Source organism: Streptomyces sp. NPDC026062 (assembly GCF_055568375.1).
Window position 1 is genome coordinate 64,013 of sequence record NZ_JBVHOQ010000013.1, and the last position, 26,439, is coordinate 90,451.

A 26,439-nucleotide genomic window follows, 5' to 3' on the forward strand; every position below is an offset into this window, starting at 1 on the left:
AACTCCTGACACGCCCCTGTCCCGGGGCGGCGGATAGGCTCGGGGGTGTGGATTCCGGTACTTCAGTGAGTCAGCAGCGGCGAGAGCCTTGGATTGTCGGGGTTTCGGGCGCTTCGGGCACCCCATTCGCCGCTGCCGTGCTTCGCGGCCTGCTGGCCGCGGGGGAGAGTGTCGATCTGGTGGTGAGCCGCGCCTCGCGGCTGACGCTGCTGGACGAGACGGGGATCGCGTTCCGCGACGCCCACTGGCAGGAGGACCTGCGGGGCTGGCTGGCGCGGGGGGCGGACGGGAAGCCGCACACCTTCGACGTGGACGTGTCCGGGGTGCGGCACTGGGCGGCCGGCGATCTGGCGGCCGGGCCGTCCTCGGGGTCGTATCCGGCGAAGGGGATGCTGATCGTGCCCGCGTCGACGGCGTGCGTGGCGGGGGTGGCCCTCGGGCTCTCGAAGGATCTGCTCCAGCGGGCCGCGAGCGTGACGCTCAAGGAGCGGCGGAGGCTGGTCGTCGCGGTGCGCGAGACACCGCTGAACGGGCAGACGCTGAGGCACATGGTGACCCTGGACGAGGCGGGCGCGGTCGTGCTGCCCGCCTCTCCGGCGTTCTACGCGGGGGCGACGCACATCCAGGATCTGGTGGATTTCGTCGCGGGGCGGGTGCTGGACGCGGCAGGGGTGCCGCACCTGCTGTACCGCCGCTGGGAGGGGGAGCTCGGTGGCGGCTCCCGCGGCTGATCCGTGTGGGGTCAGCGCTTCTTGGGGGTGCGCGGGTTGCGGGTCTTGTCGACCCGGTGGGCCGCGGCGGGCTGGTGGGCACGCGAGCGGTTGGCCAGGTCCTGCAGCTCGCGCATCCGGGCGTAGGCCATCTCGATCGTGTACACGGTGTATCCACTCCTGAAGATTCGAAAGCGTTTTTTGGAAGTTCGAGAAGATTTGCAGGCTCCGGCGCCTGCATGCCTTAGATTCTATACATAGACTCGCGATACTGCTGAATAATGGAAGGTTTCAGTCACATGGACGCGGTGGACAGGCAGCTCATTCAGGCCCTCAGGGAGAACGGCAGGGCCTCGTACGCCGAGCTGGGACGGCTCGTCGGGCTCTCCGGGCCCAGCGTCACCGACCGCATCAACCGGCTGGAAGTCGCCGGTGTCATCACCGGTTACCGCGCCACCGTCGACGCGGCCTCCCTCGGCCTCGGGGTCACGGCGCTCATCGGTATCTCGCTCTCCGACGCGGCCGACCACGAGGACGTGGCGCGCCGGCTGAAGGACCTCGCCGAGATCGAGGACGCCTGGTTCATCGCGGGCGACGACTCCTACATGCTCAAGGTCCGGGTCGGTGACGTGGACGGGCTGGAGAAGACCATCCGCAGGCTCAGCGGTACCAGGGGCGTCTCGCGGACGCGTACGACGATCGTGCTCTCCACGAAGTGGGAGAACCGGGTCGGAGACCTTCCCGAGGAGGGCTAGGCGTACGGTGAGCTGAGTCTGTTACGAAGAGGAAATGGGAGGCGCCCTAGTGGACGCGGGACTCAAGCGCGAGCTGGAGCAGAAGGTCCGGGACGGCGAGCGGCTGTCCCGCGAGGACGGGATCGCGCTCTACGAGTCCGACGACCTGGCCTGGCTCGGCGGTCTGGCCCATGAGGTGCGTACGCGGAAGAACGGCGACGTCGTCCACTTCAACGTCAACCGTCACCTCAACATGACCAACGTGTGCACCGCCTCGTGCGCGTACTGCTCCTTCCAGCGCAAGCCGGGGGAGAAGGACGCGTACACGATGCGCATCGAGGAGGCCGTCCGCCTCGCGAAGGCGATGGAGGGCGAGAGCCTCACCGAGCTGCACATCGTCAACGGGCTGCACCCCACCCTGCCGTGGCGCTACTACCCGCGTTCGCTGAGCGCGCTGAAGGAAGCGCTGCCGCAGGTCTCCCTGAAGGCGTTCACCGCCACCGAGATCCACCACTTCGAGACCATCTCCGGCCTCTCCGCCTCCGAGATCCTCGACGAGCTCATCGAGGCCGGTCTGGAGTCGCTGACCGGTGGCGGTGCGGAGATCTTCGACTGGGAGGTCCGCCGGCACATCGTCGACCACGCCACCCACTGGGAGGACTGGTCGCGCATCCACCGGCTCGCCCACGAGAAGGGTCTCAAGACCCCGGCGACGATGCTGTACGGGCACATCGAGGAGCCCCGTCACCGCGTCGACCACGTGCTGCGGCTGCGTGAGCTCCAGGACGAGACCGGCGGTTTCCAGGTCTTCATCCCGCTGCGCTACCAGCACGACTTCGTGGACATGAAGGACGGCAAGGTCCGCAACAAGCTCCAGGCGCGCACCACGATGGCGACCGGCGCGGAGGCGCTGAAGACCTTCGCGGTCTCCCGGCTGCTGTTCGACAACGTCCCGCACGTCAAGGTCTTCTGGGTGATGCACGGTGTGCAGACCGCCCAGCTGGCGCTCCAGCACGGCGCGGACGACATGGACGGCTCGGTCGTCGAGTACAAGATCACGCACGACGCGGACAACTACGGCACGCCGAACAAGCTGGGCCGTGACGATCTGCTGGACCTGATCCGCGACGCCGGCTTCCGGCCCGTGGAGCGCAACACCCGGTACGAGATCATCCGCGAGTACCCGGGCCCGGACGCGGACCGGCGCGAGTCGCCGCAGCCGATGCGGGTCTGAACCGGCGCGCGCCCCGTCGCGCGCGCACCGCTGTACGAAAGCTCCGGCCGCCGTCCCCGGCCGGAGCTTTCTCGCGTTTCGGACGCTGGTTGAGCCTCATGGTCCGTAAGGGTTAATCTGCGTTTATGGCACTTACATTTGAGCTTGATCCCGCGTTCGACCTGTCCCTCCGGGACGGCATAGCCACGCTCTGGGCCGATGTGTCCAACGCGGGCGGCGCGGTGGGCTTCGTGCCGCCCGTGACGGCCGAGGACGTCCGGTCCGAGCTGGTCAAGCATCTGGCCGCGATGGCCGATGGCCGGACCCGGCTGCTCGTCGGCCGGGACGAGGAGGGCGCCGTCGCCGCCACGGCCTTCCTCACCCACAACACGCACCGGCTGATGAGGCACTGGCTCTGGATCTACACCGTGATGGTCCACCCCCGGCACCAGGGCCGGGGCTACGGACGCGATCTGATGGCCGCGGCCGCCGACGCCGCGCGCACCGTCGACGGCATCGAGGCCATCCGGCTCACCTGCCGGGGCGGCACGGGCGCCGACCGCTTCTACGGGGCCTGCGGATACAAGGAGGTCGGACGGGTGCCGGGGGCGATCCGGGTGGCCGAGGGGGACGACCGGGACGACGTCATCATGCTGCTGCCGCTTCGCTGAGCACGCACGCGTGGGCGAATGCCCCGGCGTGCGCGTGCGTGCGGGCACACGCGTTGGCGCAGCCCTCCGAACTGATCGATTGTGGGTCATGCTTCACTGGTCGGGCAGGACCTGTCGTACGAAGAGAGAAGGCCAGCTGTGTCCGCTGCCAAGCCGAGCGCAACCGTCCGGTACACCGCGATGCGTCTGAGCATCTTCGTCGGCTGCCTCGTCGTCGCCGCCATCGCCGTCAACTTCGGGCTCATCCCATCCGGGGCGGGGGGATCCAACGCCGTCTGGGTCGTCCTGCTCGCGCTGGTGCTCTCCGCGCCGCTCAGCTACGTCCTTCTGCGCAAGCAGCGTGACGAGATGTCCGAGCAGATCGTGTCCACGGTCGGCCGCGCCAAGGCCCGCCTCGAATCGAACCGCACGCGCGAGGACAGCGTCACCCAGTAGTGGTTCGGTGAGGGCGGAGTAAGGAACTTGTAAGCTTCCTCACACCCACTTCATTCTTCTCGAAACCCCAGCACCGGAGCGACCGCTCCTGTACTGGGGTTTTCGCGTTCCCGGGACGGGCGTTGGCCGTGAACACGCCTGTGTGCGGGTGCTCCGGCCCCTCCCGTAGCCCAAAGAAGACCTTTGAGGTTCTCAAAGTTCAAGTGTTAACGTGTTCGACATGAAGACAGCCGTGCGCCTCAGTCCTACCGCGAGCATCCCGCTCGTGGAGCGCCTGCATGTCGATCTCTGCCGCTGTATGTCCGCGGTCTGTTGCCGCAACGTCTGAACCGGCACCATGCAGCGGCGCCGCCCTGTCCGAACCTGATCCACCGGACAGACCCCGACACGGGCGCCGCACCCCCCGTCCCCCGCACTGCGCCCTCGTGCGTCCCGATGCGTCACATCTGGAGTGTGTCCGTGTCCGCGAACCCCGCGTCCGCCACCACCGATGAGCCCTCCGGCTCCGGTTTCCGCATACCCAAGGTCCCGTTCTGGGCCCAGATCGTCGCCGGTCTCGTCCTCGGTGTCCTGCTCGGCTGGCTCGCCCGCAGCCAGGACATCAGCTGGCTCTACACCACGCTCGACAAGGTCGGCCACATCTTCGTCCAGCTGCTGAAGCTGGCCGTCGCGCCCCTCGTCTTCTTCGCGATCCTGGTGTCGATCACCAACCTGCGCAAGGTCAACAACGCCGCCAGGCTGGCCACCCGCACGCTGCTCTGGTTCATGATCACCTCGCTCATCTCGGTCGCCATCGGCCTCGCGATCGGCCTGATCACCAACCCGGGCTCCGGCACCGGCCTCACGCCGAAGGACGGCAAGCTCCCCGAGCACTCCGGCTCCTGGCTCGACTTCCTGACGGGCATCATCCCGGACAACGTGATCACACCGTTCGCCGAGCTGAACGTCCTCCAGATCGTCTTCATGGCCGCCGTCGCCGGCGTCGCCGCTCTCCAGCTCGGCGAGAAGGCCCAGCCGATCCTCACCCTCAGCGAGTCGGTCCTGGAGCTCCTCCAGAAGGCCCTGTGGTGGGTCATCCGCCTCGCCCCCATCGGCACCGTCGGCCTCATCGGCTACGCCATCGCCGACTACGGCTGGGACCTGATCGGCAAGTACGCGACCTTCACCGCCGACGTCTACATCGGCTGCGCCCTGGTGATGTTCGGCGTCTACCCGCTGCTCCTCTCCACCGTCGCCAAGGTCAGCCCGCTCCAGTTCTTCAAGGGCGCCTGGCCCGCGATCCAGCTGGCCTTCGTCTCCCGCTCCTCGGTCGGCACGATGCCGGTCACCCAGAAGGTCACCGAGCGCCTCGGCGTCCCGAAGGAGTACGCCTCCTTCGCGGTCCCGTTCGGATCGACGACCAAGATGGACGGCTGCGCCGCGATCTACCCGGCGCTCGCCGCGATCTTCATCGCGCAGATCTTCGACGTGCAGCTGGGTGTCGGTGACTACATCCTCATCGCGTTCGTCTCGGTGATCGGCTCGGCGGCCACCGCCGGTCTCACCGGCGCCACGGTCATGCTGACCCTCACCCTGTCGACGCTGGGGCTCCCGCTGGAGGGTGTCGGCCTGCTGATGGCCATCGACCCGATCCTGGACATGATGCGGACCGCCACCAACGTGGCGGGCCAGGCCCTGGTCCCGGTGATCGTCGCGGCCCGCGAGAAGATCCTCGACCACGACGCGTACAACTCGGCCTCGGCCTCCCCGGTCGACGACGCCGAGGTGCGCGACACCGAGCCGGAGCGCGTGGCGGTTCCCGCGTAACGCCGCACGCACGATCCATCGGAAGCGCCCCCGGTCCCGGACCGGGGGCGCTTTCCGTTCCGCCGCGACCGTCCGGCCGCCCCGGCGGGGGCGGTGCGACGGCTTTTGGCCGTCCGGGCCCGCGAAACCGGCTCCGTACGACGGCGGGGCGGCCCGCGCCGTACGCTTACCGAGGAGTAGGGCGGCGCGGGAGGAATTCGACGTGGGTGCTGTGAAGAGCAAACGGATGCCGCGCGCGGTGCGTGAGCAGCAGATGATGGACGCCGCGGTGCAGATCTTCGGGCAGCGCGGATTCCGGGCGGCCTCGATGGACGAGATCGCCGAGCTGGCCGGGGTGTCCAAGCCGTTGGTCTACCTCTACTTGAATTCCAAGGACGAACTCTTCTCCGCCTGCATCAGGCGCGAGGCGAAGGCGCTGGTCGAAGCGGTGCGGGCGGAGGTGGATCCCGGTCGGACCGCCGACCGGCAACTGTGGTCAGGACTCACGGCGTTCTTCACGCACACCGCCGAGAACCCGGACGGCTGGGCGGTGTTGTACCGCCAGGCGCGGACGCACGGAGAGCCGTTCGCCACCGAGGTGAACGTGATGCGTGAGGAGATCGTTGCGTTCGTGACGGGTCTGATCGGCGCCGCGGCGCGCGAGGCGCACCGTGATCCGGCGCTCCCCGACGGCGATGTGACCGGGCTCGCCCAGGCCTTGGTCGGCGCCGCGGAGGCGCTTGCCGGCTGGGCGAACGAGACTCCGGGCGTCACGGCCAAGGAGGCGGCGACCACCTTGATGAACTTCTCCTGGGCCGGCCTGGAGAACCTGATGAACGGCCGCCCCTGGCAGCCCCGGGGCTCGGGGAGCACACGCGCGTCCTGATCCCGGACCGGTCCCCGCGAGGCCCGGAGCCGGTGCGGCAGGGGTGCTACGGGATGCCGCCGGAAGCCCCGGGCCCCGGCCCCGCCCAGGGTGAGCCGGGGCCGGTCCTGCGGGCAGGCAGGTCCCGCAGGTCCCGGAGCATGACGGCGAAGGCGGGGGAGTCCGGGAACGGCTGCCGGCTTCCCGTCCTGCGATACCCCCCACGTCTCGTACAGAGCGTGCACCTTCGGGTGGCTGAGGTCGACCAGGAGGACGGCGAGTGCTTCGGGGCGGTCCTCGATCAGCGCTTCGTGCAGGCGCTCGGCGATTCCGGTCCTCCGCCAAGGTGGCCGCACCATCAATTCGGACACGGAGAAGGTGGACGTGTCGGCCGGCGGACGGCTCACATGCTCGCGCCACCACTCCCGGCCCGGTGCGGCCGGAGCCCCGTACGCGAATCCCACCGGCTCGGCGCCGTCGTAACCGATGACGCAGACGAAGTCCTGGTGGCTGCCCCAGTGTTCGACGAACCACGGAAAGCGCTGGTTGAACTCGTCGTCGAGCTCGTCGGCGTAGGCGTGGGCATGCACGTCCAGGAGGGTCTGCCGAATGGCCGGCAGGTCCTTGTGGCCGAAGCGGTACAGGCGGACGGGTGAAGTGGTCAACGGGTGCTCCATTTCCGGCTCTGCGGCGCTCCCCGCTCACGAGCCGGTCCACCGCGCCGCAGTCGCACGCTACCGCTCCGCCGTCCCCGTGAGGTGGACGCGTTCGCCCCCGGCGCCCCGGAGCTGGAAGGCCGTGCCGTCCGAGGCGTAGGTGACGGTGCCGGGCAGCAGGACGGGGGCCCTGAAGTCGGCCCGTACGGTGCGGACCAGGTGGGGCTGCGGGGTTTCGGCGAGGCAGCGGGCGACCGTCCACATGCCGTGGGCGATGGCGCGGGGGAAGCCGAACAGGCGGGCGGTCAGCGGGTACAGGTGGATCGGGTTGCGGTCGCCGGACGCGGCTCCGTAGCGGCGGCCGAGGTCGGCGGGCAGCTGCCAGTCGGTGACCGCGGGGAGCGGCGGTGCGGGGTTCGCGGGTCCGGGGGCTGTCTCCGTACGCGTCGCGTGGCGGGACAGATAGCCGCTGCGGGACTCCCACACCAGCGCGCCCGCCAGCCTCGCCTCGGTGACCATGGTGACCTCGGTGCCGCGCCGGTGCGGTGTCAACGCCTCCGCGTACACCGTGAGTTCGAGGTGATCCGTGGCGTGCGGCGGGCGGTGTGCGGTGATCTCGATCCAGGTGTGGACGAGTCCGGCGACCGGCAGCGGGAAGCGGCGCCGGATCATCAGCCGCATGGCGAGCGGGAAGGCCAGGACGTGCGGGTAGGTGACCGGGAGGGGGCCGGCGGCCTCCTCGGGGAAGCCGCAGATTCCGCGGTACGCGGCCAGGGGACCGGGGGCGATCGGTGCGGCCGGCAGGTGCAGGCGGTCGGCCGGCAGTACGGCGTCCGGCCTGCCCGCCTTCTTGAACGGGGAGGTGACGGCGCCGCGCGCCAGGGAGAGGGCCAGACTCGGCATCCGCGTCACGCTCCCAGCAGGCTCTGGCCGCAGACCCGGACGATCTGGCCGTTGACGGCGCCGGACGCGGGCTGGGCGAACCAGGCGGTCGTCTCGGCGACGTCGACCGGGAGGCCGCCCTGCGAGAGGGAGTTCATCCGGCGGCCCGCCTCCCTGATGAACAGCGGGACCGCGGCGGTCATCTTCGTCTCGATGAAACCGGGGGCCACCGCGTTGACGGTGACGCCGTGGTCGGCGGCGGCGCGTGGGGCGAGCGAGCGGACCAGGCCGATGATGCCCGCCTTGCTGGCCGCGTAGTTCGTCTGGCCGTTGTTGCCCGCGATGCCCGCGATGGAGGCGGTGGCGACGATCCGGCCGCCCCGGTTGACGGTGCCGGCCTTCAACAGGGCGTCGGTGGTGCGCAGGACGCTGTCGAGGTTGACATCGATGACCTGGGCCCAGCGCTCGGCGGCCATGTTGGCGAGCCGCCGGTCGCGGGTGATGCCGGCGTTGTGGACGAGGATGTCGAGGCCGTCCGGTGCGGCGGCCGCGATGCGTTCGGCCGCGTCGTCGGCGGTGATGTCCAGCGGCAGGGGGGTGGCGCCGAGCCGGTCGGCGGTGCGGACCAGGTCCTCCTGGGCCTGCGGGACGTCCAGGCAGATGACATGAGCACCGTCCCGGGCCAGGACCGAGGCGACCGAGGCGCCGATGCCCCGGGCGGCGCCGGTGACCAGGGCGGTGCGGCCGGTGAGCGGGGCCGCCCAGTCGGCGACGGGGTCGGGAGCGGCGTCGGTCACCTCGATGACCTGGCCGCTGATGTACGCCGACCGGGGCGACAGCAGGAAGCGGAGGGTGGAGCCCGCACCCTCGACCGATCCGGTGGCGACGCGCAGCAGTTGAACGGTGGCGCCCTTGCCGATCTCCTTGCCGAGTGAGCGCACGAAGCCTTCGAGGGCCTGCTGGGCGGCGGCCTGGTGGTGGTCGTCCGGGGACGGGTGCGTGCCGATCACGACGATGCGGCCGCCCGTGGCGAGGGAGCGGACGACCGGGTGGAGCGCCGCGTGTACGGCTCCGAGTCCGGCGGGGGTGTCGACGGCCGTCGCGTCCAGGACGATTCCGGCGGGCCGGTCGGCGTGTGCCACGATCTCCGGTTCGCAGCCGGCGAGGACGGCGCCGAGCTCCTCCGTGACGGTGGATTCCCCGGCGGTGAGGTGGATGACGGGACCGGGCAGCGCCGGGGTCTCCAGCGTCCAGCGGCGCAGCCGGGCGGGCTGGGGCAGGCCGAGTCTCCGGGTCAGGAATCGGCCGGTTGCTGTGCCTGTCAGGTGCAGATAGCGGTCGGCCATTGTCCGGACTCCTTGCTTCGTCGTAGATTTACTCTTGAGTAAGGTTACTCAAGAGTCAGGAGCTGGTCGAGATGAGTTGGTCGAGTTGATCCCCCTCGCGCTTCCGCAGCCTCGCAGGGTCGCGGTCATCGGCGGCAGCCGTATCCCCTTCGCACGTTCGGACGGGCCGTACGCACAGGCCTCCAACCAGCAGATGCTCACCGCGGCGCTGAACGGTCTGGCCGAGCGGTTCGGGCTCCAGGGGCAGCGGGTCGGCGAGTTCGCCGCCGGCGCGGTCCTCAAGCACAGCCGGGACTTCAACCTGGCCCGGGAGACCGTCCTCGGCTCCTCGCTCGACCCGCGCACCCCCGCGTACGACCTCCAGCAGGCCTGCGGCACCGGCCTCCAGTCCGTCATCACCGCAGCCAACAAGATCATGCTCGGCGCGGTCGACTCCGCGATCGCGGGCGGCGCGGACACCACGAGCGACGCACCGCTCGGCGTCAACGACGAGCTGCGCCGGCTGCTGCTGTCGGCCCGGCGCGCGAAGTCGACGGGCGGCAGGATCAAGGCACTTGCGGGCGTACGCCCCCGCCACCTCGTCCCGGACATGCCGCGCAACGCCGAACCCCGCACCGGCCTGTCGATGGGCGACCACGCCGCGGTCACCGCCCGGCAGTGGGACATCGGCCGCACCGAGCAGGACCTGCTCGCCGCCACCAGCCACCAGCGCCTCGCCGCCGCGTACGACCGGGGCTTCTTCGACGACCTCGTCGTCCCCCACCTCGGCCTGGAGCGCGACCAGAATCTGCGGCCGGGCTCCACGGTGGAGAAACTCGCCACGCTGAAGCCGGTGTTCGGCACGGACCACCCGGACGCGACGATGACGGCGGGCAACTCGACCCCGCTCACGGACGGCGCCGCGACGGTCCTGCTGGCGAGCGAGGAGTGGGCCGAGCAGCGCGGCCTGGAGCCGCTGGCCCACCTCTCCCTGTACGAGACGGCCGCCGTCGACTACGTGGGCGGCGAGGACGGGCTGCTGATGGCGCCCGCGTACGCCGTGCCGCGCCTGCTGGAGCGGGCCGGGCTGGGGATCGAGGACTTCGACCTCTTCGAGGTCCACGAGGCCTTCGCCTCCCAGGTGCTCGCCACGCTGGCCGCCTGGGAGAAGCAGGGGCTGGCGCCCGTCGACCGGGAGAAGCTGAACGTGGCCGGGTCCTCCCTCGCGACCGGCCACCCGTTCGCCGCGACGGGCGCCCGCATCGTCGCCACCCTCGCGAAGCTCCTCGCGGAACGCGGCACCCCGGGCCGCGGGCTGATCTCGATCTGCGCGGCGGGCGGCCAGGGCGTCACCGCGATCCTTGAACGCGCTTAGCGCGTACCGAAGCCGAGCAAGGTTCGGTGATGGCGTCAGGGACTGCCGTCAGCCGGAGCAGGTGAACCGCCCGACCCCGACGTTGAGGAGCCGCACGTGTCCACGCCACCCGCCACTTCCGTACCCTCCGCACCCTCCGCCCCCGTCCTGGTCGAGCCGACGAAGGTCAGGGCGGCCGACGGCAGCGTCCAGCAGGCCTCCGTACCGGCGTTCGCCCCGGCCGTGCGCCGCGGCTCGCTCGCCGAGATCCCGTTCGACAACGCCCGCGAGGCGCCCTCGGACGCCGTACTCAGCCGCAAGCAGCCGGACGGCAGCTGGCGGGACGTGACGGCGGCCGAGTTCGCGGCCGAGGTCCTCGCCGTCGCCAAGGGCCTGATCGCGGAGGGCCTGCGGGGCGGCGACCGGATCGCGATCATGGCGCGTACGACGTACGAGTGGACACTGCTCGACTTCGCGTCCTGGGCCGCCGGTCTGATCACCGTCCCCATCTACCCGACCTCGTCCGCCTTCCAGGCCCGCTGGATCCTCCAGGACTCCGGCGCCGCCGCCTGCATGGTCGAGACGGCGGAACAGGGCCGCGTCATCAGCCAGGAACGCAAGCAGCTCGGCGAGCTCACCCACCTCTGGCAGTTCGACACGGGCACGCTGGGACGGCTGAAGACGCTCGGCAAGGACATCCCCGACGACGCGGTCGCCGCCCGCCGCGCCACCCTGGAACCGGAGACCCCGGCCACCCTCATCTACACGTCGGGCACCACCGGCCGCCCCAAGGGCTGCGTCCTCACCCACGGGAACTTCTTCGCCGAGGTCGACAACGCCATCGAGCTGCTGCACCCGGTCTTCAAGTCCGTCAGCAAGTACCCGGCGTCCACCCTGCTGTTCCTGCCGCTGTCGCACGTCTTCGGCCGGATGGTCGCGATCGGCTGCCTGCGCGCCAGGGTCCGCCTCGGCCACGCCCCGTCGATCAAGACCGAGGACCTGCTCACCGACCTGGCGGGCTTCAAACCGTCGTTCCTGCTGGCCATCCCCTACGTACTGGAGAAGGTCTACAACACCGGCCGGGCCACCGCCGAGAAGATGGGCCGCGCCTCGTCCTTCGACCGGGCGGCGCGGATCGCCCAGCGTTACGGCCAGGCCGTCGAGGCAGCCGAACACGGCAAGGGCCCCGGCCCGGGGCTCGGTCTGCGCGCCGCACGCGCCCTCTACGACCCACTGGTCTACCGCCGCATCCGGGCCGCGCTCGGCGGCCAGGTCCGCTACGCGATCTGCGGCGGCTCCCCGCTGGGCCGCCGGCTCGCCGCGTTCTACGCGGGCGCCGGTGTCGAGATCTTCGAGGGCTACGGACTGACGGAGACCACCGCCGCCGCCACCGTCACCCCGCCGCTCAAACCGCGCCTCGGCACGGTCGGCTGGCCGCTGCCCGGCACCGCCGTACGCATCGCGCCCGACGGCGAGGTGCTGCTCAGCGGGGGCCAGGTGTTCCAGGGCTACTGGGACTCGGAGCGCGGCCGGGCCGTACCGGTCATGGACGGCGGCTGGTTCGCCACCGGCGACCTGGGCACGCTCGACGAGGACGGCTACCTCACCATCACCGGCCGCAAGAAGGACATCATCATCACATCGGGCGGCAAGAACGTCACCCCGGCCCCGCTGGAGGACTGGCTGCGCGCCCACCCGCTGGTCAGCCAGTGCATGGTGGTCGGTGACAACCGCTCCTTCATCACCGCCCTGATCACCCTGGAACCCGACGGGCTCTCCCACTGGCGGCAGATGAAGAAGAAGCAGGACGTCCCGCTGCGCGAACTCGTCCACGACGAGGAACTCCGCTCGGCGCTCCAGCGCGCGGTGGACGACGCCAACCGGCTGGTCTCGCGCGCCGAGTCGATCCGCAAGTTCACGGTCCTGCCGGTGGACTTCACCGAGGAGGGCGGGCACCTGACGCCGTCGCTGAAGCTGAAGCGGGATGCTGTGGCGCGGGACTTCGAGGCGGAGATCGAGGAGCTGTACCGGAAGTAGCGCGTCGTTGCGGGGCCCTTGGGCGGGCGGCAGCGGTGTTCCTGGCGTCGGGGACCCTGCCTGTTGCCCCGAACCGGGGCGCGGGGTTCCGTCCTCAATCGCCGGACGGGCTTGGTGTGTGCGGGTCGCCCCGTGGGTGCGGGTGCTCCGTGTTGCCGGGTTTGCGTCACCCCGGTGGGTGGGGGTCCGGTGCCCCTCCGGGGCGTCTCCTCGAACGACGAACGTTCTGCCGGTACGCGATGGAACCCGGGTCGATGTTCGTCGTTCTGCGGGGACTCCCCTGCACGGCCCCGGCCCCGCCCGTCGTGCGTCTGCGACCAGTCGCAGGCCGGCGTCGTCCCTCTTTGTCTGCGGGGTCGTCCCACCGGGGTGCAGACGTGCGACCGGGCTGGGTGGGGGCGTGCAGGGGAGTCCGCAGGGAATGGCGTACGACCCGGGTTCCACTTACGTTCCCGGGTGAACACGCCATTTCTGAGGAGACGCCCCGGAGGGACCCCACCCCCACCCACCGGGCAACCGCGCACCCCGCGGAGCACCCGCACCGAGCCCGTCCGGCGATTGAGGACAAAGACCCCAGCCCGGACCGGGGCAAGGCCAAGGACCCCCGCTGCCGCCCGCCCAAGGGCCCCGCCCCGGGCCGGGGTGAGGTCCAGGAAGTCCATCCCCTTGCCTGATGGGGCGTCAGGTACGACGATGGCCCCGCTTGTTATGTGACGAGCCGTCAGATTCGCGTCAGGGTCATTCCAGGGGAAGGAGGCCGTTCGGTGCCGATACTGCCCGCCGGACCGCTGTCGTACGGGATGCAGCTCCCGATCCAGTCGCAGAGCGCCATCTACGCGGAGCCGTGGGAGGCCGGGGCCACCCCGGCCGATCTCGCCGAGATCGCCCGCACCGCGGACAGGGCCGGGTTCACCTACCTGGCGAGCTGTGACCATGTCGCCATCCCGCGCAGGCTCGCGGAGGCGATGAGTACCGTCTGGTACGACCCGGTGGCCACGCTCGCCTATCTCGCGGGGATCACCGAGCGCGTGCTGCTCATGAGCCATGTCGCCGTCGTCGGACTGCGGCACCCGCTGGCCACCGCCAAGCAGTACGCCACCCTCGACCATCTCAGCGGCGGCCGGCTGATCCTCGGGGTGGGCGCCGGGCATGTGCGGGAGGAGTTCGAGGCGCTGGGGGCGGACTTCGAGGGGCGGGGCGGGGTGCTCGACGAGAGCGTCGACGCGCTCAGGGCCGCACTCGGGCCCGAGGAGTATCCGGAGTTCGCCGGGGAACGGTTCGCCTTCAGCGGGCTCGGGCAGCTGCCCCGGCCGGCCCAGGAGCGGGTGCCGGTCTGGGTGGGCGGGTCGTCGCCCGCCGCGGTGCGGCGGGCGGCCGTGCGGGGGGACGGATGGCTGCCGCAGGGCGATCCGAGGGCGAAGCTGCCCGCCCAGATCGCCCGGCTGCACGCGCTGCGCGAGGAGGCGGGGGTGGACCGGCCGATCGTCGTCGGGGCCATCACCGAGCCGCTGTACGTGGGGGAGCCGGGCTGGTCCGTGGGGCGTCGCACGCTCAGCGGGAAGCCGGAGGCCGTCGCCGAGTCGCTGCGGGAGTACGGCGCGATGGGGGTGCACCAGATCCAGGTGCGCTTCCGCAGCCGCGGCAGAAGTGAACTGACCGATCAGATGGCGGCGTTCGCCGCCGATGTCGCACCTCACCTCGACAGCTAGGAGTCAGGCCATGGGCAAGCTGGACGGACGGACCGTACTGATCAGCGGCGCGGCGCGCGGGCAGGGCGAGCAGGAGGCGCGGCTGTTCGCCGCCGAGGGCGCGCGGGTGGTGATCGCCGATGTGCTCGACGAGCAGGGCGAGGCCCTTGCGAAGGAACTGGGGGAGGAGACCGCGCTGTTCGTGCACCTGGACGTGAGCCAGGAGGCGGACTGGCAGGCCGCCGTCGCCGCCGCGAAGGGGGCCTTCGGGAGGATCGACGGGCTGGTGAACAACGCGGGGATCCTGCGTTTCAACGAGCTGGTGACCACGCCGCTCGAAGAGTTCCAGCAGGTGGTGCAGGTCAACCAGGTGGGTGCCTTCCTGGGGATCAGGAACGTCGCGCCCGAGATCGAGGCGGCGGGTGGCGGGACCATCGTCAACACCTCGTCGTACACCGGGCTCACCGGCATGGCGTTCGTCGGTGCGTACGCGGCGACCAAGCACGCCGTGCTGGGGCTCACCAAGGTGGCGGCGGTGGAGCTGGCCGCGAAGGGCATCCGGGTCAACGCCATGTGCCCCGGTGCCGTGGACACCCCGATGACCAATCCGGCGGCGCTGGACCCGGACGCGGACCCGGTGGAGACGGCCGAGGCCGTGGGGGAGCTGTACAAGAAGCTCGTGCCGCTCGGGCGGATCGGCCGGCCCGAGGAGGTGGCGGCGCTCGCGCTCTTCCTGACCTCGGACGACTCCTCGTACATCACCGGGCAGCCGTTCGTCATCGACGGCGGATGGCTGGCCGGCGTCAGCCTCTTCTGACCGTGCCGCCCACCCGGTGCCACCTGACGGAGTATCAGGTATTGACGGGTCGGGGTGTCGGTGGAACAGTCGGACGCATCAGAATCTGACGATGTGTCAGAAACGATTGAGGACGGTGAACCCCCTTGGAATTCGGGCTCTTTGTACAGGGGTACGTGCCCGCCGCGCGGGCCAAGGCCGACCCCGGGGCAGAGCACAAGGCGCTGATCGAGGAGACCGAGTACGTCATCCAGGCGGACAAGTCCGGCTTCAAGTACGCCTGGGCCTCCGAGCACCACTTCCTGGAGGAGTACTCGCATCTCTCGGCCAACGATGTGTACCTGGGCTATCTCGCGCACGCCACGGAGCGCATCCACCTCGGATCCGGAATCTTCAACCCGCTCGCCCCGGTCAACCACCCGGTGAAGGTGGCCGAGAAGGTCGCCATGATGGACCACCTGTCGGAGGGGCGCTTCGAGTTCGGCTCCGGACGCGGGGCGGGCACCCACGAGATCCTGGGGTTCATGCCGGGCATCACCGACATGAACCACACCAAGGAGCTCTGGGAGGAGACCATCGCCGAGTTCCCCAAGATGTGGCTCCAGGACGAGTACGTCGGCTTCCAGGGCAAGCACTGGTCGCTGCCGCCGCGCAAGATCCTGCCCAAGCCGTACGGGAAGTCGCACCCGGCGATGTGGTACGCGGCCGGCTCACCGCCCTCGTACGCGATGGCGGGCAGGAAGGGGCTCGGCGTGCTGGGCTTCAGCGTGCAGAAGGTCTCCGACATGGAGTGGGTCGTCGAGTCCTACAAGAACGCCGTCAAGGACGCCGAACCGGTCGGTGACTTCGTCAACGACAACGTCATGGTGACCTCGACCGCGATCTGCGCCGAGACCCACAAGAAGGCCGTCGAGATCGCGGTCGGCGGCGGGCTGAACTACCTCCAGTCGCTGCTGTTCCGCTACCACGACACGTTCCCCCGGCCGGAGGGCATCCCCGAGTGGCCGGAGCTGCTGCCGGAGTACTCCGAGGAGATCATCGAGCTCCTGATCGCCGAGGAGCTGATGATCTGCGGCGACCCGGACGAGGTCCTGACACAGTGCCGTCGCTGGGAGCAGGCGGGGGCGGACCAGCTGAGCTTCGGACTGCCGATCGGGATCAGCCCCGAGGACACGATCAACTCGATCAAGCTGATCGGTGAGCACGTGATCCCGAAGATCGACACGGATCCGGTGCACCGGACGACGCGGTTCCGCGACGCGGCGTAGCCGGTCGGGGGCGCGCGCCTTCGGGGGCGCGCCCCCCCGTATCTCCGTACCCCCGCTCCTCGATCGCCGTAAGGGGCTTGATCCTGCCCGGGTGGGGCTCGGTTCCGCCCGGACGCGGCTCGATCCTGCCCGGCTCGGCTCAAGTCCGCGGGCGGCGTCTTCCCGGACCGCCGCTCCGCGAGCCGGGGTGCGTACCGCGGCCGTACGCACCCCGGCGCACACCCATGTTTGGACACCAGGGAAAGGACCCCGTCATGCTCGACCACCTCATCCGCGGAGCGACCGTCGTGGACGGCACCGGCGGGCCCTCCTACCTCGCGGACATCGGCATCAGCGCCGGCCGCATCGCCGTCATCGCCGAGCCGGGGGCCGTCGCCGAGGAGGCCGTGACCTCCGAGGACGCCACCGGCCTCGTCCTCGCGCCCGGCTTCGTCGACCCGCACACCCACTACGACGCCCAGCTCTTCTGGGACCCGTACGCGACTCCGTCGATGAACCACGGCGTCACCACCGTCGCCGGCGGCAACTGCGGGTTCACTCTCGCCCCGCTCCATCCGGACCGGCCCGAGGACGCCGACTACACCCGCCGCATGATGTCGCGGGTCGAGGGCATGGCGCTCAAGGCCCTGGAGGAGGGCGTCGACTGGAGCTGGTCCAGCTTCCGTGAGTACCTGGACGCGCTCGACGGACGGATCGCCGTCAACGCCGGATTCATGGTCGGTCACTGCGCGCTGCGCCGCCATGTCATGGGCGCGGAAGCGGTCGGCGGGCAGCCGACCCCGGCCCAGATGGACGCCATGCTCGCGCTGTTCCACGACGCGATGGACGCCGGGGCATGGGGGCTGTCCACCACCCAGTCCTCCACCCACTCCGACGGCGACGGACAGCCGGTCGCCTCCCGGCACGCGCTCCCCGAGGAACTGCTCGCGCTCTCCCGCGCCGTCGGCGAGCACGAGGGGACCCAGCTCGAAGCGATCGTGGCCGGATGCCTCGACCAGTTCTCCGACGACGAGATCGACCTGTTCGTCGACATGAGCGCCGCGGCCGGCCGCCCCCTCAACTGGAACGTCCTGACCATCGACGCCGCCGTCCCCGAACGCGTACCGCGCCAGCTGGTCCCCAGCGAGCGCGCCCGCCGGGCGGGCGGCCGGATCGTCGCGCTGACGATGCCGATCCTCACCCCGATGAACATGTCGCTCGGCACGTTCTGCGCGCTCAACCTGATCCCGGGCTGGGGCGACATCCTCGCCCTTCCCGTGCCCGAGCGCATCGAGCGGCTGCGCGACGCGGACACCCGCGCCGAGATGCTGCGCCGCGCCAACAGCAAGGAGGCGGGCGTCTTCCGCCGCCTCGCGGACTTCGGGCGGTACGTCATCGGCGACACGTACAGCGCGGAGAACGAGGGCCTGAGCGGGCGCGTGGTCAGGGACATCGCAGCCGAGCGCGGCCAGGACCCCTTCGAGTGCCTGGTCGGGATCTGCGCGGCGGACGGACTGCGTACGGTCCTGTGGCCGATGCCCACCGACAACGACCCCGACTCCTGGGCGCTGCGGCAGCGGACCTGGGAGCACGAGGACGTCATGCTCGGCGGCTCCGACGCGGGCGCCCATCTGGACCGGATGTGCGGCGCCCCGTACACCACCCGCTTCCTCGGGGACTGTCTGCGCGGCCGGAAGCTCGTCCCGCTCGAACAGGCCGTCAGGATGCTGACCGACGAACCGGCCCGGCTCTTCGGGCTGCGCGACCGGGGGCGTGTCGAGGAGGGCTTCCACGCCGACCTGGTGCTCTTCGACCCCGAACGCATCGACGCGGGCCCCGCCACCCTCGTCCACGACCTGCCGGGCGACAGCCCCCGGCTCGACTCCAAGGCGCTCGGCATCGTGTCGGTCCGGGTCAACGGGGTGGAGACCCTGCGCGACGACAAGGTGACCGGCGCGGTTCCCGGGACGGTGCTCCGTTCCGGCCGGGACACCCGGACGGTGAGCACGGTATGACCACCGCAGCCCAGCGCCTGTTCATCGACGGCGAGTGGACCGAACCCGCCGCAGGCCACTACGAGGTGGTCGACCCGGCCACCGAGGAGACCGTCGGCCTCGCCCCCGAGGCGAGCCGTGCGCAGGTGTACGAGGCGGCCGCGGCGGCCCGTGAGGCCTTCGGCCCCTGGTCCCGTACCCGTCCCGAGGAACGCGCCGCGATCCTCGACCGTGCCGCCGGTCTGATGCAGCGCGACTTCCTCGCCCACGCGGCCCTCGCGCAGGCGGAGAGCGGCGCCACCACCGGTACGGCCCGGGGCATGCAGGTCGCCGTCGGCGCCGCCCGCTTCCGGCGGTACGCGAAGGGGGCGCTGGAGCCGGTCGAGGAGGCCGTGGCGCCGCAGATCAACGAGGCGGGCCCGATGGGCCGGGCCGGGATCTTCGGGGCGCTCGCCGTCCGCCAGCCGGTCGGCGTGGTCACCTGCATCACCTCGTACAACAACCCCTGGGCCAACCCGGCGGGCAAGATCGCACCGGCGCTCGCGATGGGCAACACGGTCGTCGTGAAACCGGCCCCGCAGGACCCGCTCTCCGTCTACCGGATGGCCGAGGCCCTCGCGGAGGCGGGCGTACCGGCCGGTGTCGTCAACGTGGTCAGCGGTGCGGGCCCGGAGGTGGGTGAGGCGGCGGTCGACTCCCCGGACGTCGACATGGTCAGCTTCACCGGCTCCACCTCGGTCGGGCAGCGGATCGCGGAGGTCTGCGGCCGGTCGATGAAACGGCAGCTGATGGAGCTGGGCGGGAAGGGCGCCGCCGTCGTGCTCGACGACGCGGACCTCGACTCGGCGGTCGCGGGGATCGGGACGACGTTCTCGTTCTACAGCGGACAGATCTGTACGGCTCCGACCCGCGTCCTGGTCCAGAGAGGCGTCCAGGACGCGCTGATCGAGAAGCTGGCCGCGTACGCCGGGTATCTGAAGGTCGGTGATCCGAGGGCGAAGGGCACGGTCGTCGGCCCGGTCATCTCCGCCGCGCACCGCGACCGCGTCGAGTCGTACGTGGAGCTGGGCCGCAAGGAGGGCGCCCGGGTCGTCACGGGCGGCGAACGCCCGGACCCGACCGGCCGGGGTTTCTACGTCGCGCCGACGCTGCTGGCGGACTGCACCAACGACATGCGGGTGGCGCGCGAGGAGATCTTCGGCCCGGTCGTGGTGGTCGTCCCCTTCGACGACGAGGAGGAGGGCATCACGCTGGCCAACGACAGCGACTACGGACTGATCGACTACGTCTGGTCCGGCGACGTGGCCCGCGCCTTCCGCGTCGCCCGCCGGCTGCGTGCGGGCGGGGTCGGGGTGAACACCATCGGCCGCAACATGGAGGCCCCGTTCGGCGGGTTCAAGCGGAGCGGTGTCGGCCGCGACGTGGGCTCGTACGCGCTGCACGCGTACAGCGAACTCCAGTCGATCGTCTGGCCGGGCTGAGGCGGGGGCGGGCGCGGGATCCGTCCGAGCGGGTCCCGAAGCCGGTCCCGCTCAGCTCGCACGCCAGTAACCCAGCGCGTGGACACGCTCCTTGGCGACGGACAGCTCCCTGCGCACGTACCCCGAGAGGGATCTCGTCGTCGCCGTGTCGCAGGCGATCCAGACGTACGCGTCGGACGGATCGGCGCCCAGCAGCTCCGGGAGTCCGGCCTTCACCGAGTCGACCAGCCCGGCGCCCCGGTGGTTGCGTTCGACCCGGTGGAGGGTGTGATGGGCGGGGTCCAGGCGGAGCGGGGGCTTCTCGTCCGACCCGGGCGGGGTCTCGAACCAGATCGTCGCCGGGGTGTCCGGGACCGCGCCGAGCAGGGAGTTGATCGCCGGCAGGGAGGCCGGGTCGCCGATCACGAAGAGCCGGGAGGGTGCCGGCCGGGGGAGGGCGAAGCCGGTGCCCTGGAGGGTCGCGTCAATGGTGTCGCCCGGCTCGGCCGCCCGTGCCCAGTCACTCGCCGGTCCGTCGTGCAGTGCGAAGTCCAGGCCGAACATGCCGGTCTCCGGTTCGGGATCGACCAGGGTGTAGGCGCGCTGACGGGGCTTCCCGTCGCGCTCGAACCAGAGCCGGACCCACATGGTCGGATGGGCGCGCCCGATCGTGGAGAGCATCCCGCCGTCGGTGACGTACACACGCCGGAAGCCGTCGGTTATCCGCTCGGTCGCGATCACGGTGAAGGTGAAGTCCCGCCCCCGCATCAACTTGAGGACGACGCCCTCCCAGCCATGTCCCACAGCCGCACCCTCTCCGCCCGGACCGGTCTATTTAGGTAAGCCTAACTTGGAGTGGTGTTCCTGGGGAAGGCGTGTTCCGGATCAGTTCAACGACCTTGTAAAGCAAGAGTCATGACGGGCCCTCACGCAGGTGGCGACCGGTCGCCACTTCGCTGTGCCGGAGCCTGCCCGGATTCCGCTCGGCCCGTCCGGCCCGCCCGGCCGGTCCGACCGCGATCACGGCCGGCGCGACGCCCGTGACGCGCCCACCCCGACCCCGCCCTCCCCGATGGCGCGCCGAGGTCTCGGCTTTGCGCACCGCACGGCATACGTTGGAGCCGCCACCAGACGACCACGGAGGTGTCCTCGTATGCGGATCGCCACAACGATCTTCCTCACCGACGAAACGATCACACCGGTGCGGCTCGCGCACCAGCTGGAGCAGCGGGGATTCGCCGGGCTCTATCTTCCGGAACACACCCACATCCCGGTGAGCCGGGACACCCCCTACCCGGCGGGTGGCGAGCTGCCACCCGAGTACGGCCGCACCCTGGACCCGTTCGTCGCCCTCGGGCAGGCCGCGGCGGTGACCGAACGGCTGGCGCTCGGCACCGGGATCACGCTGATCACCCAGCACGACCCGATCGATCTGGCCAAGCAGATCGCCACCCTCGACCACCTCTCCGGCGGCCGTTTCACCCTGGGTCTCGGCTTCGGCTGGAACGTCGAGGAGGCCGCCGACCACGGGGTGACCTGGTCGACCCGCCGCGAGCTGGGCCGGGACCGGATGGCCCTGATGCGCGCCCTGTGGGCGGACGAACCCACGGCGTACGAGGGAGAGTTCGGCTCCGTCCGGTCCAGCCACGCCCACCCGAAGCCGTTGCAGCGACCGCGCGGCCCGGTGGTCGGTCCGCGCACCCTGATCGGCGGCGCGGCCGGACCCAAACTGTTCGCGCACATCGCGGAGTACGCGGACGGCTGGATGCCCATCGGTGGCCGGGGCCTGACGGAGTCCGTGCCCGCGCTCCGTACGGTCTGGGAGGCGGCGGGCCGCGACCCGAAGGACCTCCAGGTCATCCCGTACGCGGTCCTGCCGAGCCCCGGCAAGCTGGCCCACTACGCGGACCTGGGCATCGAGGAGATCGTCCTCCAACTGCCTCCGGCCGCCGAACCGGAGGTCCTGCGGACGCTGGACGCGTACGCGGAGTACCTCTAGGTTCTGCCGTCACATGCCACGGGGTCGTGGACTCGGCGCCCCTCGGAGCAGCCCACAGGATGTCGCACATTCCCCCCGGAGCGTCAGGGGTTGGAGAACATCTGGACGTGGACGCGGTCGAAGCGGCGGGCGGCGAGGTCCTGGCGGGTGAGGGTCCAGTAGAGGATCGCCATGGGGAAGCCGGCCCACTGGGCGAGCAGGACCCAGTTCTCCGGGTCCGCGCGGTCCGGCTCGTGCTCGCCGAGCGCGGAGTCGGCGACGGGGTCGCCGTAGCCGTCGAAATCGTCGGCGTAGCCTCCGAACTGCCACGCGGTGCCGTCCCCGTGCTCTAGCCAGACGTCGCACAGTGTCTCCGCGTGGGGGTGCCGCGCGATCACCTCGTCCTCGGGCGGTGTGGACGGCAGCGAGACTCCCCGGGCGAGCCGGAGTTCGCCGATCCTGTGGAGTTCGGCGTCCAGGCCTTCCGGGGTGTCGTACTCGTAGACGTCGTGGCTCAAGGAGACCTCCCGCTCCTCCACCGGGGTTCCGGCCGGGATGTAGACGGCGCCGCCCTCCGGTTCCATCTCCAGATCGGCGTTGGCGAAGAGGAGGACCTTGCCGTCGGGCGGGAGCGGCAGATCGGTCGTGCCCGGTGGAATGGCGGCGAAGTCGACGGTCGCGATGAGCTGTTGGTCCCACGCGCCGTTGTCGCCGGGATCCGGGACGTCCGGCGGGAGCATCAGGGGGCCGCCGAGCGTGGCGATCACGGGGGCGCTCGCGTCGGCGGCGGTGAGCAGGACCGGACGGGCGAGGCCGAGCCAGCGGTCCACGTCCGCCGCGGGCACGCCCTCTTCGACGGCCTTGCTCTTGAAGCGGTGGAGGACCCGGAGGACGCGGGCGGGCAGCGTCCGCACCGCCGGGGGCAGTACGCCCGCGCCGAACTCCCAGCCCGGTTCGGGGGCCGCGACCCCCGGTTCGGGGGCCGCGACCCCCGGTTCGCCCGCTTCCGCGAGCCACTCGGCCGCCGAGTCCCGTACCAGCGGCTCGGTGCTCTCCAGCGCCGCCCGCGCCTCGGCCCGGGCGCCCGGGTCGTCGCCGAGCACACGCCGTGCGGGCGCGCGGTGCCAGGTGCGGCCGAGGGCGAGCGAGGTCAGGCGCGGGCGCAGAGTCTCCGGGATCACTGGGAAACGGGCCAGGAGGGGGAGGATCATCGCGATCGTGTCGGGGCCGTCGTCCTGGCACTCCTCGTCGCCGTCGGCGCGCAAGAACTCCATGGCCAGGCCTGGGTGTTCGGCGAAGAACGGCCACCACCGCCCGGCGTCCCGCGCAGTCAGCTTCTCCCCCAGGCACGGGCCGTGGGACGGCTCCCTGCGCGTGATCAGGAGCGCGGCGAGCCGCCGGTCGGCGTCGCGCATCCCCGCCTCGCGCAGCGCGTCCCGTACCGCCCGGACATCGGGCACGCGCGGGAGGAACTCGCTGATGCCCGGCCAGAATTCCTCCCCGTCCGTACGGGACCCGGCGGCCCGCGTGTCCAGCTCCGCCAGGACCTCGGCGTCGGCCGGCAGCGCTGTCGGCGGTACGGGAACGACGCCCGCGCCCTCGCGCCTGAGCCTCGCGCGGGCGAGGGCGCTGCGCAGCGGCCCGGCGTATTCCGGTTCCTCCTCCCGTCGCACACGCAAGGCGTCCTCGATGGCCTCGGCGCCTCCCTCGGCATCGGCCAGGGCGCGCAGGACCTCGTCGAGTCTGTCCGGCGGGACGGTCCGCAGGTGCGTTCGCAGCAGGCTCACTTGGCGCTCCTCGGGCAGCCAGGCCAGCGCGGCGAGGGCCTCGACGCGCACTCCGGCGTCCTCGTCGACGGCCAGCGCGGCGAGGAGACCGGCGTGCCGCTCGGGGGCGGAGCCGCAGCGGACGGCCACGAACGCGCGCGCCCGGGCACCGGTCGCGGGGGCGACCTCGGCCAGGATGTCGGCGTGCCGGGCGAGGAACGCGTCGCCGGCGTCGCTCTCCATGAACAGGTTCCACAGGACCCCTTGCGCGTTCGGGGCGCCGGGCAGCAGCGTGGCGAGTGCCGTGCGCGCGGGGTTCGCGCCCGGCGTGCCGCCGGCCCGTGCGATGTCGTGCAGGAGCTGGGGGGTCCAGCGAGCCCTGGTGCGCCGGGCTGCCGGGGACAGGGAAGTGGTGGTGAACGCCGTCTGTTCCGTCAGCGTGGCGAGCCAGGCGCCGGAAGACCGCCGGGCGGGGTCGGAGTGGGCGAGCGCGTCCAGCACGTGGCCGAACCGGGCGAGCACGGCGGGCGGGGCGTACTCGTGGACGACCAGCCGCGCGGTCCTGGCGGCCTCGGCACTCCACTCGGGCTCCGCCTCCGCGACGCGGGCGATCTCCTCTTCGCGCCACGTGTGCTCGCGCCCGGCGACCAGCTTCGCGGCGGGCGCGGTCCCCAGCCCGTACAGCGCGTCCAAGGACTGCTCCTCCCCGCCGTGCAGGACGTACGCGAGCGGGGCGTCGAAGGCGTGCGCGGACTTGAGCGGTGCGAGACAGGTGCGTATCGCGGCCTCGATGTCGGCCGAGACGTCCACGCCTTCCGAGGACTGCGCGGCTGTGGTGATTTCTGTCATGTCCTGGGGCATGCAGGGAATCGTAGGTGCGGACCAACACGCTGTCGAAAGCGCGGAGTTGTACGGCGCACGGAGGGTCTTCCTCGACCGCCTCCGCGACGGCGACACGCTCACCGTCCAGGAAGTCGACCGCCCCGGCCGCAACCTCCTCGACGGGCTGATCGTCCTCAACGACCTCTTCCAGCGCGGCATCGCCGTCAAGGTTGTGGAGGGCACCGCCGCCGGCGAGCACACCAAGCACTCCCTGATCCGGGGCCTCGCGCTCGCACGCGCCGCGCACAGGCGCCGCGGCGTCGTACACAAGACCCTCAGCCGCATCCCGTGGCCCGCCCCTTCCGGCGGGTTACTCGTTCCCCGGTGTCCGGGCCAGGGCGCGGCCCGGACACCCCTGGGTGCTGATGGGGCGTCCGGGTGCTACCGGGTGCTGAGGGCGCGGCCGGTGCATCCCTGGGTGCTGATGGGGAGCCCGGGCGTCGCCGGGTGCCTGCCACGGCGGGGGGTGTCGGGTCCTTCTCCGGCTACCCGGGATCACCGAGCCGGAGAGCGTCCCTCATCTCGCTGAGCCTGGCGGTCGCCGCCGGGGTCCACTCCCGCACTTGCTCGGTGAGCCGGAGCGCATCGTCGACCTCGCTGAGCTTCGCGGAGGACAGGACCCCCGCCCGCTCCATCAGATCGTCCCGGGAAACCGTCGTCAGCCAGGTGCACGGGGTGAAGCCCGGACGCGGGAACGCGAGCCGCAGCACGCCTTCGAACGGGAGCCCTTCATCCGCGCCCACGGTCACTTCGACGCCCAGACCGCTGAGGTCGACGCCCGCCGGAGCGACGACCTGCATCACCCGGAAGCCGGAGGCTTCGTCCCCCGACAGCAGGACGACCAACCTCCGCTCGTCGAACTGGACCCACCAGACCTCACCACGTTGCACAAGCCCTCCAGAGACGGACCGGAGCCGGACGCCGCGCACGCGGTGGCCGCAGTTCGCAGCGTAGACCCTGCCCACGCGACCGCCCGCGGCGCTCGGTTCGTACGCCGTCGTGACCTGCTGCCCGGCGTCTCCGGCTTGCGCTTTCCGCTGCGTCAACTCCTACGGTCAGGTGTGCGGCCGGAGAAACCGGCCCGGTGAGGGGAGGCGCGGCCATGGCCTGGTCGATCGCTGAGGTGGTGCGGATGTCCGGGGTGACGTCCCGGACGCTGCGGCACTACGACGAGATCGGCCTGCTGCCGCCCGCGGGTATCGCGAGCAACGGGCACCGCTACTACGAGGAGGCCGGACTGCTGCGCCTCCAGCGGATCCTGCTGATGCGGGAGCTGGGCCTGGGGCTGCGTGAGATCCGGCGCGTGCTGGACGAGCGCACCGACCCGGTGAGCGCCCTGCGCGAGCACCACGGGCGGCTGCGTGAGGAACGCGACCGGCTCGACACGCTCGTCCGGACGGTCGAGCGGACCATCGCCGAACTGGAGGAAGGAAAGGACGGCAACGACATGGCCGGGATCAACAGGCCGGAGAACCTGTTCGAGGGCCTCGCGCACACCGCCGAGGAGGATGCCGAGGTGCGCGAGCGGTGGCCGGAGGCGTGGGAGGAGGCCCGCAGGTCCAGGGAGACGATGACCGGTGCGGACCAGGAGGCGTGGCAGCGCGAGGCCACCGCGCAGATGATCCGCCTCGCGGAGTTCATGGTGGCGGGCACACCGGCCGCCGACCCCGCCGTGCAGGCGGAGACCGACGCCCACTACCGGAGCATCTGCCGCTTCTGGACACCGAACGCGGAGGCCTATGTGGGCCTGGGCCGGATCTACGTCGACGACCCCCGGATGCGGGTCAACTTCGACCGGATCGCCGAGGGCCTGGCCGCGTACCAGTGCGAAGCGATGACGCTCTACGCGGAGGCCCGTCTGGGCTGACCGGCCGGTGCCTGAGCTGAGCTGACCGGGGGTCCGGGCGCGGCCGAAGTGCCCGGGGTGCCGGGGTGCGGCTGCCGGGGGGTGCTCGGTGACC

At 71.2% G+C, this 26,439-nt stretch carries 22 protein-coding genes and 1 pseudogene; 16 read left to right on the forward strand and 7 right to left on the reverse strand.

Features of this window, described 5'->3' with window-relative positions:
* Positions 1-65 precede the first annotated feature (65 nt).
* Positions 66-731, forward strand: coding sequence for a UbiX family flavin prenyltransferase (locus ACZ4LX_RS14490; protein ID WP_467650022.1), 666 nt, complete (start codon positions 66-68; stop codon positions 729-731).
* Between the two features lie 11 nt (positions 732-742).
* On the opposite strand, the gene ACZ4LX_RS14495 is transcribed toward ACZ4LX_RS14490, so the two are convergent.
* Positions 743-877, reverse strand: coding sequence for a hypothetical protein (locus ACZ4LX_RS14495; RefSeq protein WP_326736853.1), 135 nt, complete (start codon positions 875-877; stop codon positions 743-745).
* A 132-nt stretch (positions 878-1,009) separates the two neighbouring features.
* Here ACZ4LX_RS14495 and ACZ4LX_RS14500 point away from each other — a divergent pair, with 132 nt between their 5' ends.
* The 6 genes from ACZ4LX_RS14500 to ACZ4LX_RS14525 all read left to right on the forward strand — a co-directional run bounded on the left by ACZ4LX_RS14500 (position 1,010) and on the right by ACZ4LX_RS14525 (position 6,434).
* Complete coding sequence (locus ACZ4LX_RS14500; protein ID WP_467650023.1) at positions 1,010-1,465, forward strand: Lrp/AsnC family transcriptional regulator; 456 nt, start codon at positions 1,010-1,012, stop codon at positions 1,463-1,465.
* A 49-nt stretch (positions 1,466-1,514) separates the two neighbouring features.
* On the forward strand, positions 1,515-2,678 hold the full coding sequence (gene mqnE / locus ACZ4LX_RS14505) for an aminofutalosine synthase MqnE (RefSeq protein ID WP_467650033.1): 1,164 nt from the start codon (positions 1,515-1,517) through the stop codon (positions 2,676-2,678).
* Between the two features lie 125 nt (positions 2,679-2,803).
* Entirely contained in the window at positions 2,804-3,328 is a 525-nt protein-coding gene (locus ACZ4LX_RS14510; RefSeq protein WP_467650024.1) for a GNAT family N-acetyltransferase, read from the forward strand.
* A gap of 180 nt (positions 3,329-3,508) precedes the next feature.
* A complete protein-coding gene (locus ACZ4LX_RS14515) occupies positions 3,509-3,763 on the forward strand; it encodes a DUF4229 domain-containing protein (RefSeq protein ID WP_467650034.1) in 255 nt (84 codons plus the stop codon).
* Between the two features lie 459 nt (positions 3,764-4,222).
* A complete protein-coding gene (locus tag ACZ4LX_RS14520) occupies positions 4,223-5,569 on the forward strand; it encodes a dicarboxylate/amino acid:cation symporter (RefSeq protein ID WP_467650025.1) in 1,347 nt (448 codons plus the stop codon).
* Between the two features lie 226 nt (positions 5,570-5,795).
* The gene (locus ACZ4LX_RS14525) at positions 5,796-6,434 is read left to right on the forward strand and encodes a TetR/AcrR family transcriptional regulator (protein ID WP_467650035.1); all 639 of its coding nucleotides are present in this window, start codon (positions 5,796-5,798) and stop codon (positions 6,432-6,434) included.
* Positions 6,435-6,558: 124 nt separating this feature from the next.
* On the opposite strand, the pseudogene ACZ4LX_RS14530 reads toward ACZ4LX_RS14525, so the two are convergent.
* From ACZ4LX_RS14530 to ACZ4LX_RS14540, 3 genes and pseudogenes are all read right to left on the reverse strand, one after another.
* Positions 6,559-7,090 (reverse strand): annotated as a pseudogene (locus ACZ4LX_RS14530) (GNAT family N-acetyltransferase); the annotation flags it as partial.
* Positions 7,091-7,147: 57 nt separating this feature from the next.
* The gene (locus ACZ4LX_RS14535) at positions 7,148-7,972 is read right to left on the reverse strand and encodes a MaoC family dehydratase (protein ID WP_467650026.1); all 825 of its coding nucleotides are present in this window, start codon (positions 7,970-7,972) and stop codon (positions 7,148-7,150) included.
* Between the two features lie 5 nt (positions 7,973-7,977).
* The gene (locus tag ACZ4LX_RS14540) at positions 7,978-9,297 is read right to left on the reverse strand and encodes a 3-oxoacyl-ACP reductase (RefSeq protein WP_467650027.1); all 1,320 of its coding nucleotides are present in this window, start codon (positions 9,295-9,297) and stop codon (positions 7,978-7,980) included.
* A gap of 76 nt (positions 9,298-9,373) precedes the next feature.
* Here ACZ4LX_RS14540 and ACZ4LX_RS14545 point away from each other — a divergent pair, with 76 nt between their 5' ends.
* The 7 genes from ACZ4LX_RS14545 to ACZ4LX_RS14575 all read left to right on the forward strand — a co-directional run bounded on the left by ACZ4LX_RS14545 (position 9,374) and on the right by ACZ4LX_RS14575 (position 19,873).
* Positions 9,374-10,651, forward strand: a complete 1,278-nt coding sequence (locus tag ACZ4LX_RS14545; RefSeq protein ID WP_467650028.1) for an acetyl-CoA C-acetyltransferase — start codon at positions 9,374-9,376, stop codon at positions 10,649-10,651.
* Positions 10,652-10,747: 96 nt separating this feature from the next.
* The gene (locus tag ACZ4LX_RS14550) at positions 10,748-12,667 is read left to right on the forward strand and encodes an AMP-dependent synthetase/ligase (protein ID WP_467650029.1); all 1,920 of its coding nucleotides are present in this window, start codon (positions 10,748-10,750) and stop codon (positions 12,665-12,667) included.
* Positions 12,668-13,431: 764 nt separating this feature from the next.
* The gene (locus ACZ4LX_RS14555) at positions 13,432-14,376 is read left to right on the forward strand and encodes an LLM class F420-dependent oxidoreductase (protein ID WP_467649354.1); all 945 of its coding nucleotides are present in this window, start codon (positions 13,432-13,434) and stop codon (positions 14,374-14,376) included.
* Positions 14,377-14,386: 10 nt separating this feature from the next.
* Positions 14,387-15,172 carry an SDR family NAD(P)-dependent oxidoreductase gene (locus tag ACZ4LX_RS14560; protein WP_467649352.1) on the forward strand — a complete coding sequence of 262 codons (786 nt, stop codon included), beginning with the start codon at positions 14,387-14,389 and terminating at the stop codon, positions 15,170-15,172.
* A 125-nt stretch (positions 15,173-15,297) separates the two neighbouring features.
* A complete protein-coding gene (locus ACZ4LX_RS14565) occupies positions 15,298-16,419 on the forward strand; it encodes an LLM class flavin-dependent oxidoreductase (protein ID WP_467649350.1) in 1,122 nt (373 codons plus the stop codon).
* Between the two features lie 254 nt (positions 16,420-16,673).
* Positions 16,674-18,413 carry an N-acyl-D-amino-acid deacylase family protein gene (locus tag ACZ4LX_RS14570; protein ID WP_467649348.1) on the forward strand — a complete coding sequence of 580 codons (1,740 nt, stop codon included), beginning with the start codon at positions 16,674-16,676 and terminating at the stop codon, positions 18,411-18,413.
* Positions 18,410-19,873: an aldehyde dehydrogenase family protein gene (locus ACZ4LX_RS14575; protein WP_467649346.1), complete on the forward strand. Its 1,464-nt coding sequence runs from the start codon at positions 18,410-18,412 to the stop codon at positions 19,871-19,873. The genes ACZ4LX_RS14570 and ACZ4LX_RS14575 overlap by 4 nt, the downstream gene beginning before the upstream one ends.
* Positions 19,874-19,924: 51 nt before the next feature.
* On the opposite strand, the gene ACZ4LX_RS14580 is transcribed toward ACZ4LX_RS14575, so the two are convergent.
* Positions 19,925-20,656 (reverse strand): siderophore-interacting protein, encoded by a 732-nt coding sequence (locus tag ACZ4LX_RS14580; RefSeq protein WP_467649344.1) that lies wholly within the window; start codon positions 20,654-20,656, stop codon positions 19,925-19,927.
* A 349-nt stretch (positions 20,657-21,005) separates the two neighbouring features.
* Here ACZ4LX_RS14580 and ACZ4LX_RS14585 point away from each other — a divergent pair, with 349 nt between their 5' ends.
* On the forward strand, positions 21,006-21,851 hold the full coding sequence (locus tag ACZ4LX_RS14585) for an LLM class F420-dependent oxidoreductase (protein ID WP_467649342.1): 846 nt from the start codon (positions 21,006-21,008) through the stop codon (positions 21,849-21,851).
* A gap of 83 nt (positions 21,852-21,934) precedes the next feature.
* Here the strand turns inward: ACZ4LX_RS14585 and ACZ4LX_RS14590 are convergent, their stop codons facing one another.
* Together ACZ4LX_RS14590 and ACZ4LX_RS14595 are read right to left on the reverse strand one after the other, a co-directional pair.
* Entirely contained in the window at positions 21,935-24,457 is a 2,523-nt protein-coding gene (locus ACZ4LX_RS14590) for a DUF1963 domain-containing protein (protein WP_467649340.1), read from the reverse strand.
* 506 nt (positions 24,458-24,963) lie between these two features.
* Complete coding sequence (locus ACZ4LX_RS14595; RefSeq protein WP_467649338.1) at positions 24,964-25,368, reverse strand: type II toxin-antitoxin system PemK/MazF family toxin; 405 nt, start codon at positions 25,366-25,368, stop codon at positions 24,964-24,966.
* Between the two features lie 212 nt (positions 25,369-25,580).
* Between ACZ4LX_RS14595 and ACZ4LX_RS14600 the strand changes: the two genes are divergently transcribed.
* Positions 25,581-26,345: a MerR family transcriptional regulator gene (locus ACZ4LX_RS14600; protein ID WP_467649336.1), complete on the forward strand. Its 765-nt coding sequence runs from the start codon at positions 25,581-25,583 to the stop codon at positions 26,343-26,345.
* Positions 26,346-26,439 lie beyond the last annotated feature (94 nt).

What these genes read in the sequence shown, in the direction of transcription:
- ACZ4LX_RS14500 (WP_467650023.1), top strand. Translation starts at nt 1,010, where the DNA reads ATGGACGCGGTGGACAGGCAGCTCATTCAGGCCCTCAGGGAGAACGGC.
- ACZ4LX_RS14510 (WP_467650024.1), top strand. Translation starts at nt 2,804, where the DNA reads ATGGCACTTACATTTGAGCTTGATCCCGCGTTCGACCTGTCCCTCCGG.
- ACZ4LX_RS14515 (WP_467650034.1), top strand. Translation starts at nt 3,509, where the DNA reads ATGCGTCTGAGCATCTTCGTCGGCTGCCTCGTCGTCGCCGCCATCGCC.
- ACZ4LX_RS14525 (WP_467650035.1), top strand. Translation starts at nt 5,796, where the DNA reads ATGCCGCGCGCGGTGCGTGAGCAGCAGATGATGGACGCCGCGGTGCAG.
- ACZ4LX_RS14535 (WP_467650026.1), bottom strand. Translation starts at nt 7,972, where the DNA reads ATGCCGAGTCTGGCCCTCTCCCTGGCGCGCGGCGCCGTCACCTCCCCG.
- ACZ4LX_RS14540 (WP_467650027.1), bottom strand. Translation starts at nt 9,297, where the DNA reads ATGGCCGACCGCTATCTGCACCTGACAGGCACAGCAACCGGCCGATTC.
- ACZ4LX_RS14560 (WP_467649352.1), top strand. Translation starts at nt 14,387, where the DNA reads ATGGGCAAGCTGGACGGACGGACCGTACTGATCAGCGGCGCGGCGCGC.
- ACZ4LX_RS14570 (WP_467649348.1), top strand. Translation starts at nt 16,674, where the DNA reads ATGCTCGACCACCTCATCCGCGGAGCGACCGTCGTGGACGGCACCGGC.
- ACZ4LX_RS14575 (WP_467649346.1), top strand. Translation starts at nt 18,410, where the DNA reads ATGACCACCGCAGCCCAGCGCCTGTTCATCGACGGCGAGTGGACCGAA.
- ACZ4LX_RS14585 (WP_467649342.1), top strand. Translation starts at nt 21,006, where the DNA reads ATGCGGATCGCCACAACGATCTTCCTCACCGACGAAACGATCACACCG.
- ACZ4LX_RS14590 (WP_467649340.1), bottom strand. Translation starts at nt 24,457, where the DNA reads ATGCCCCAGGACATGACAGAAATCACCACAGCCGCGCAGTCCTCGGAA.
- ACZ4LX_RS14600 (WP_467649336.1), top strand. Translation starts at nt 25,581, where the DNA reads ATGGCCTGGTCGATCGCTGAGGTGGTGCGGATGTCCGGGGTGACGTCC.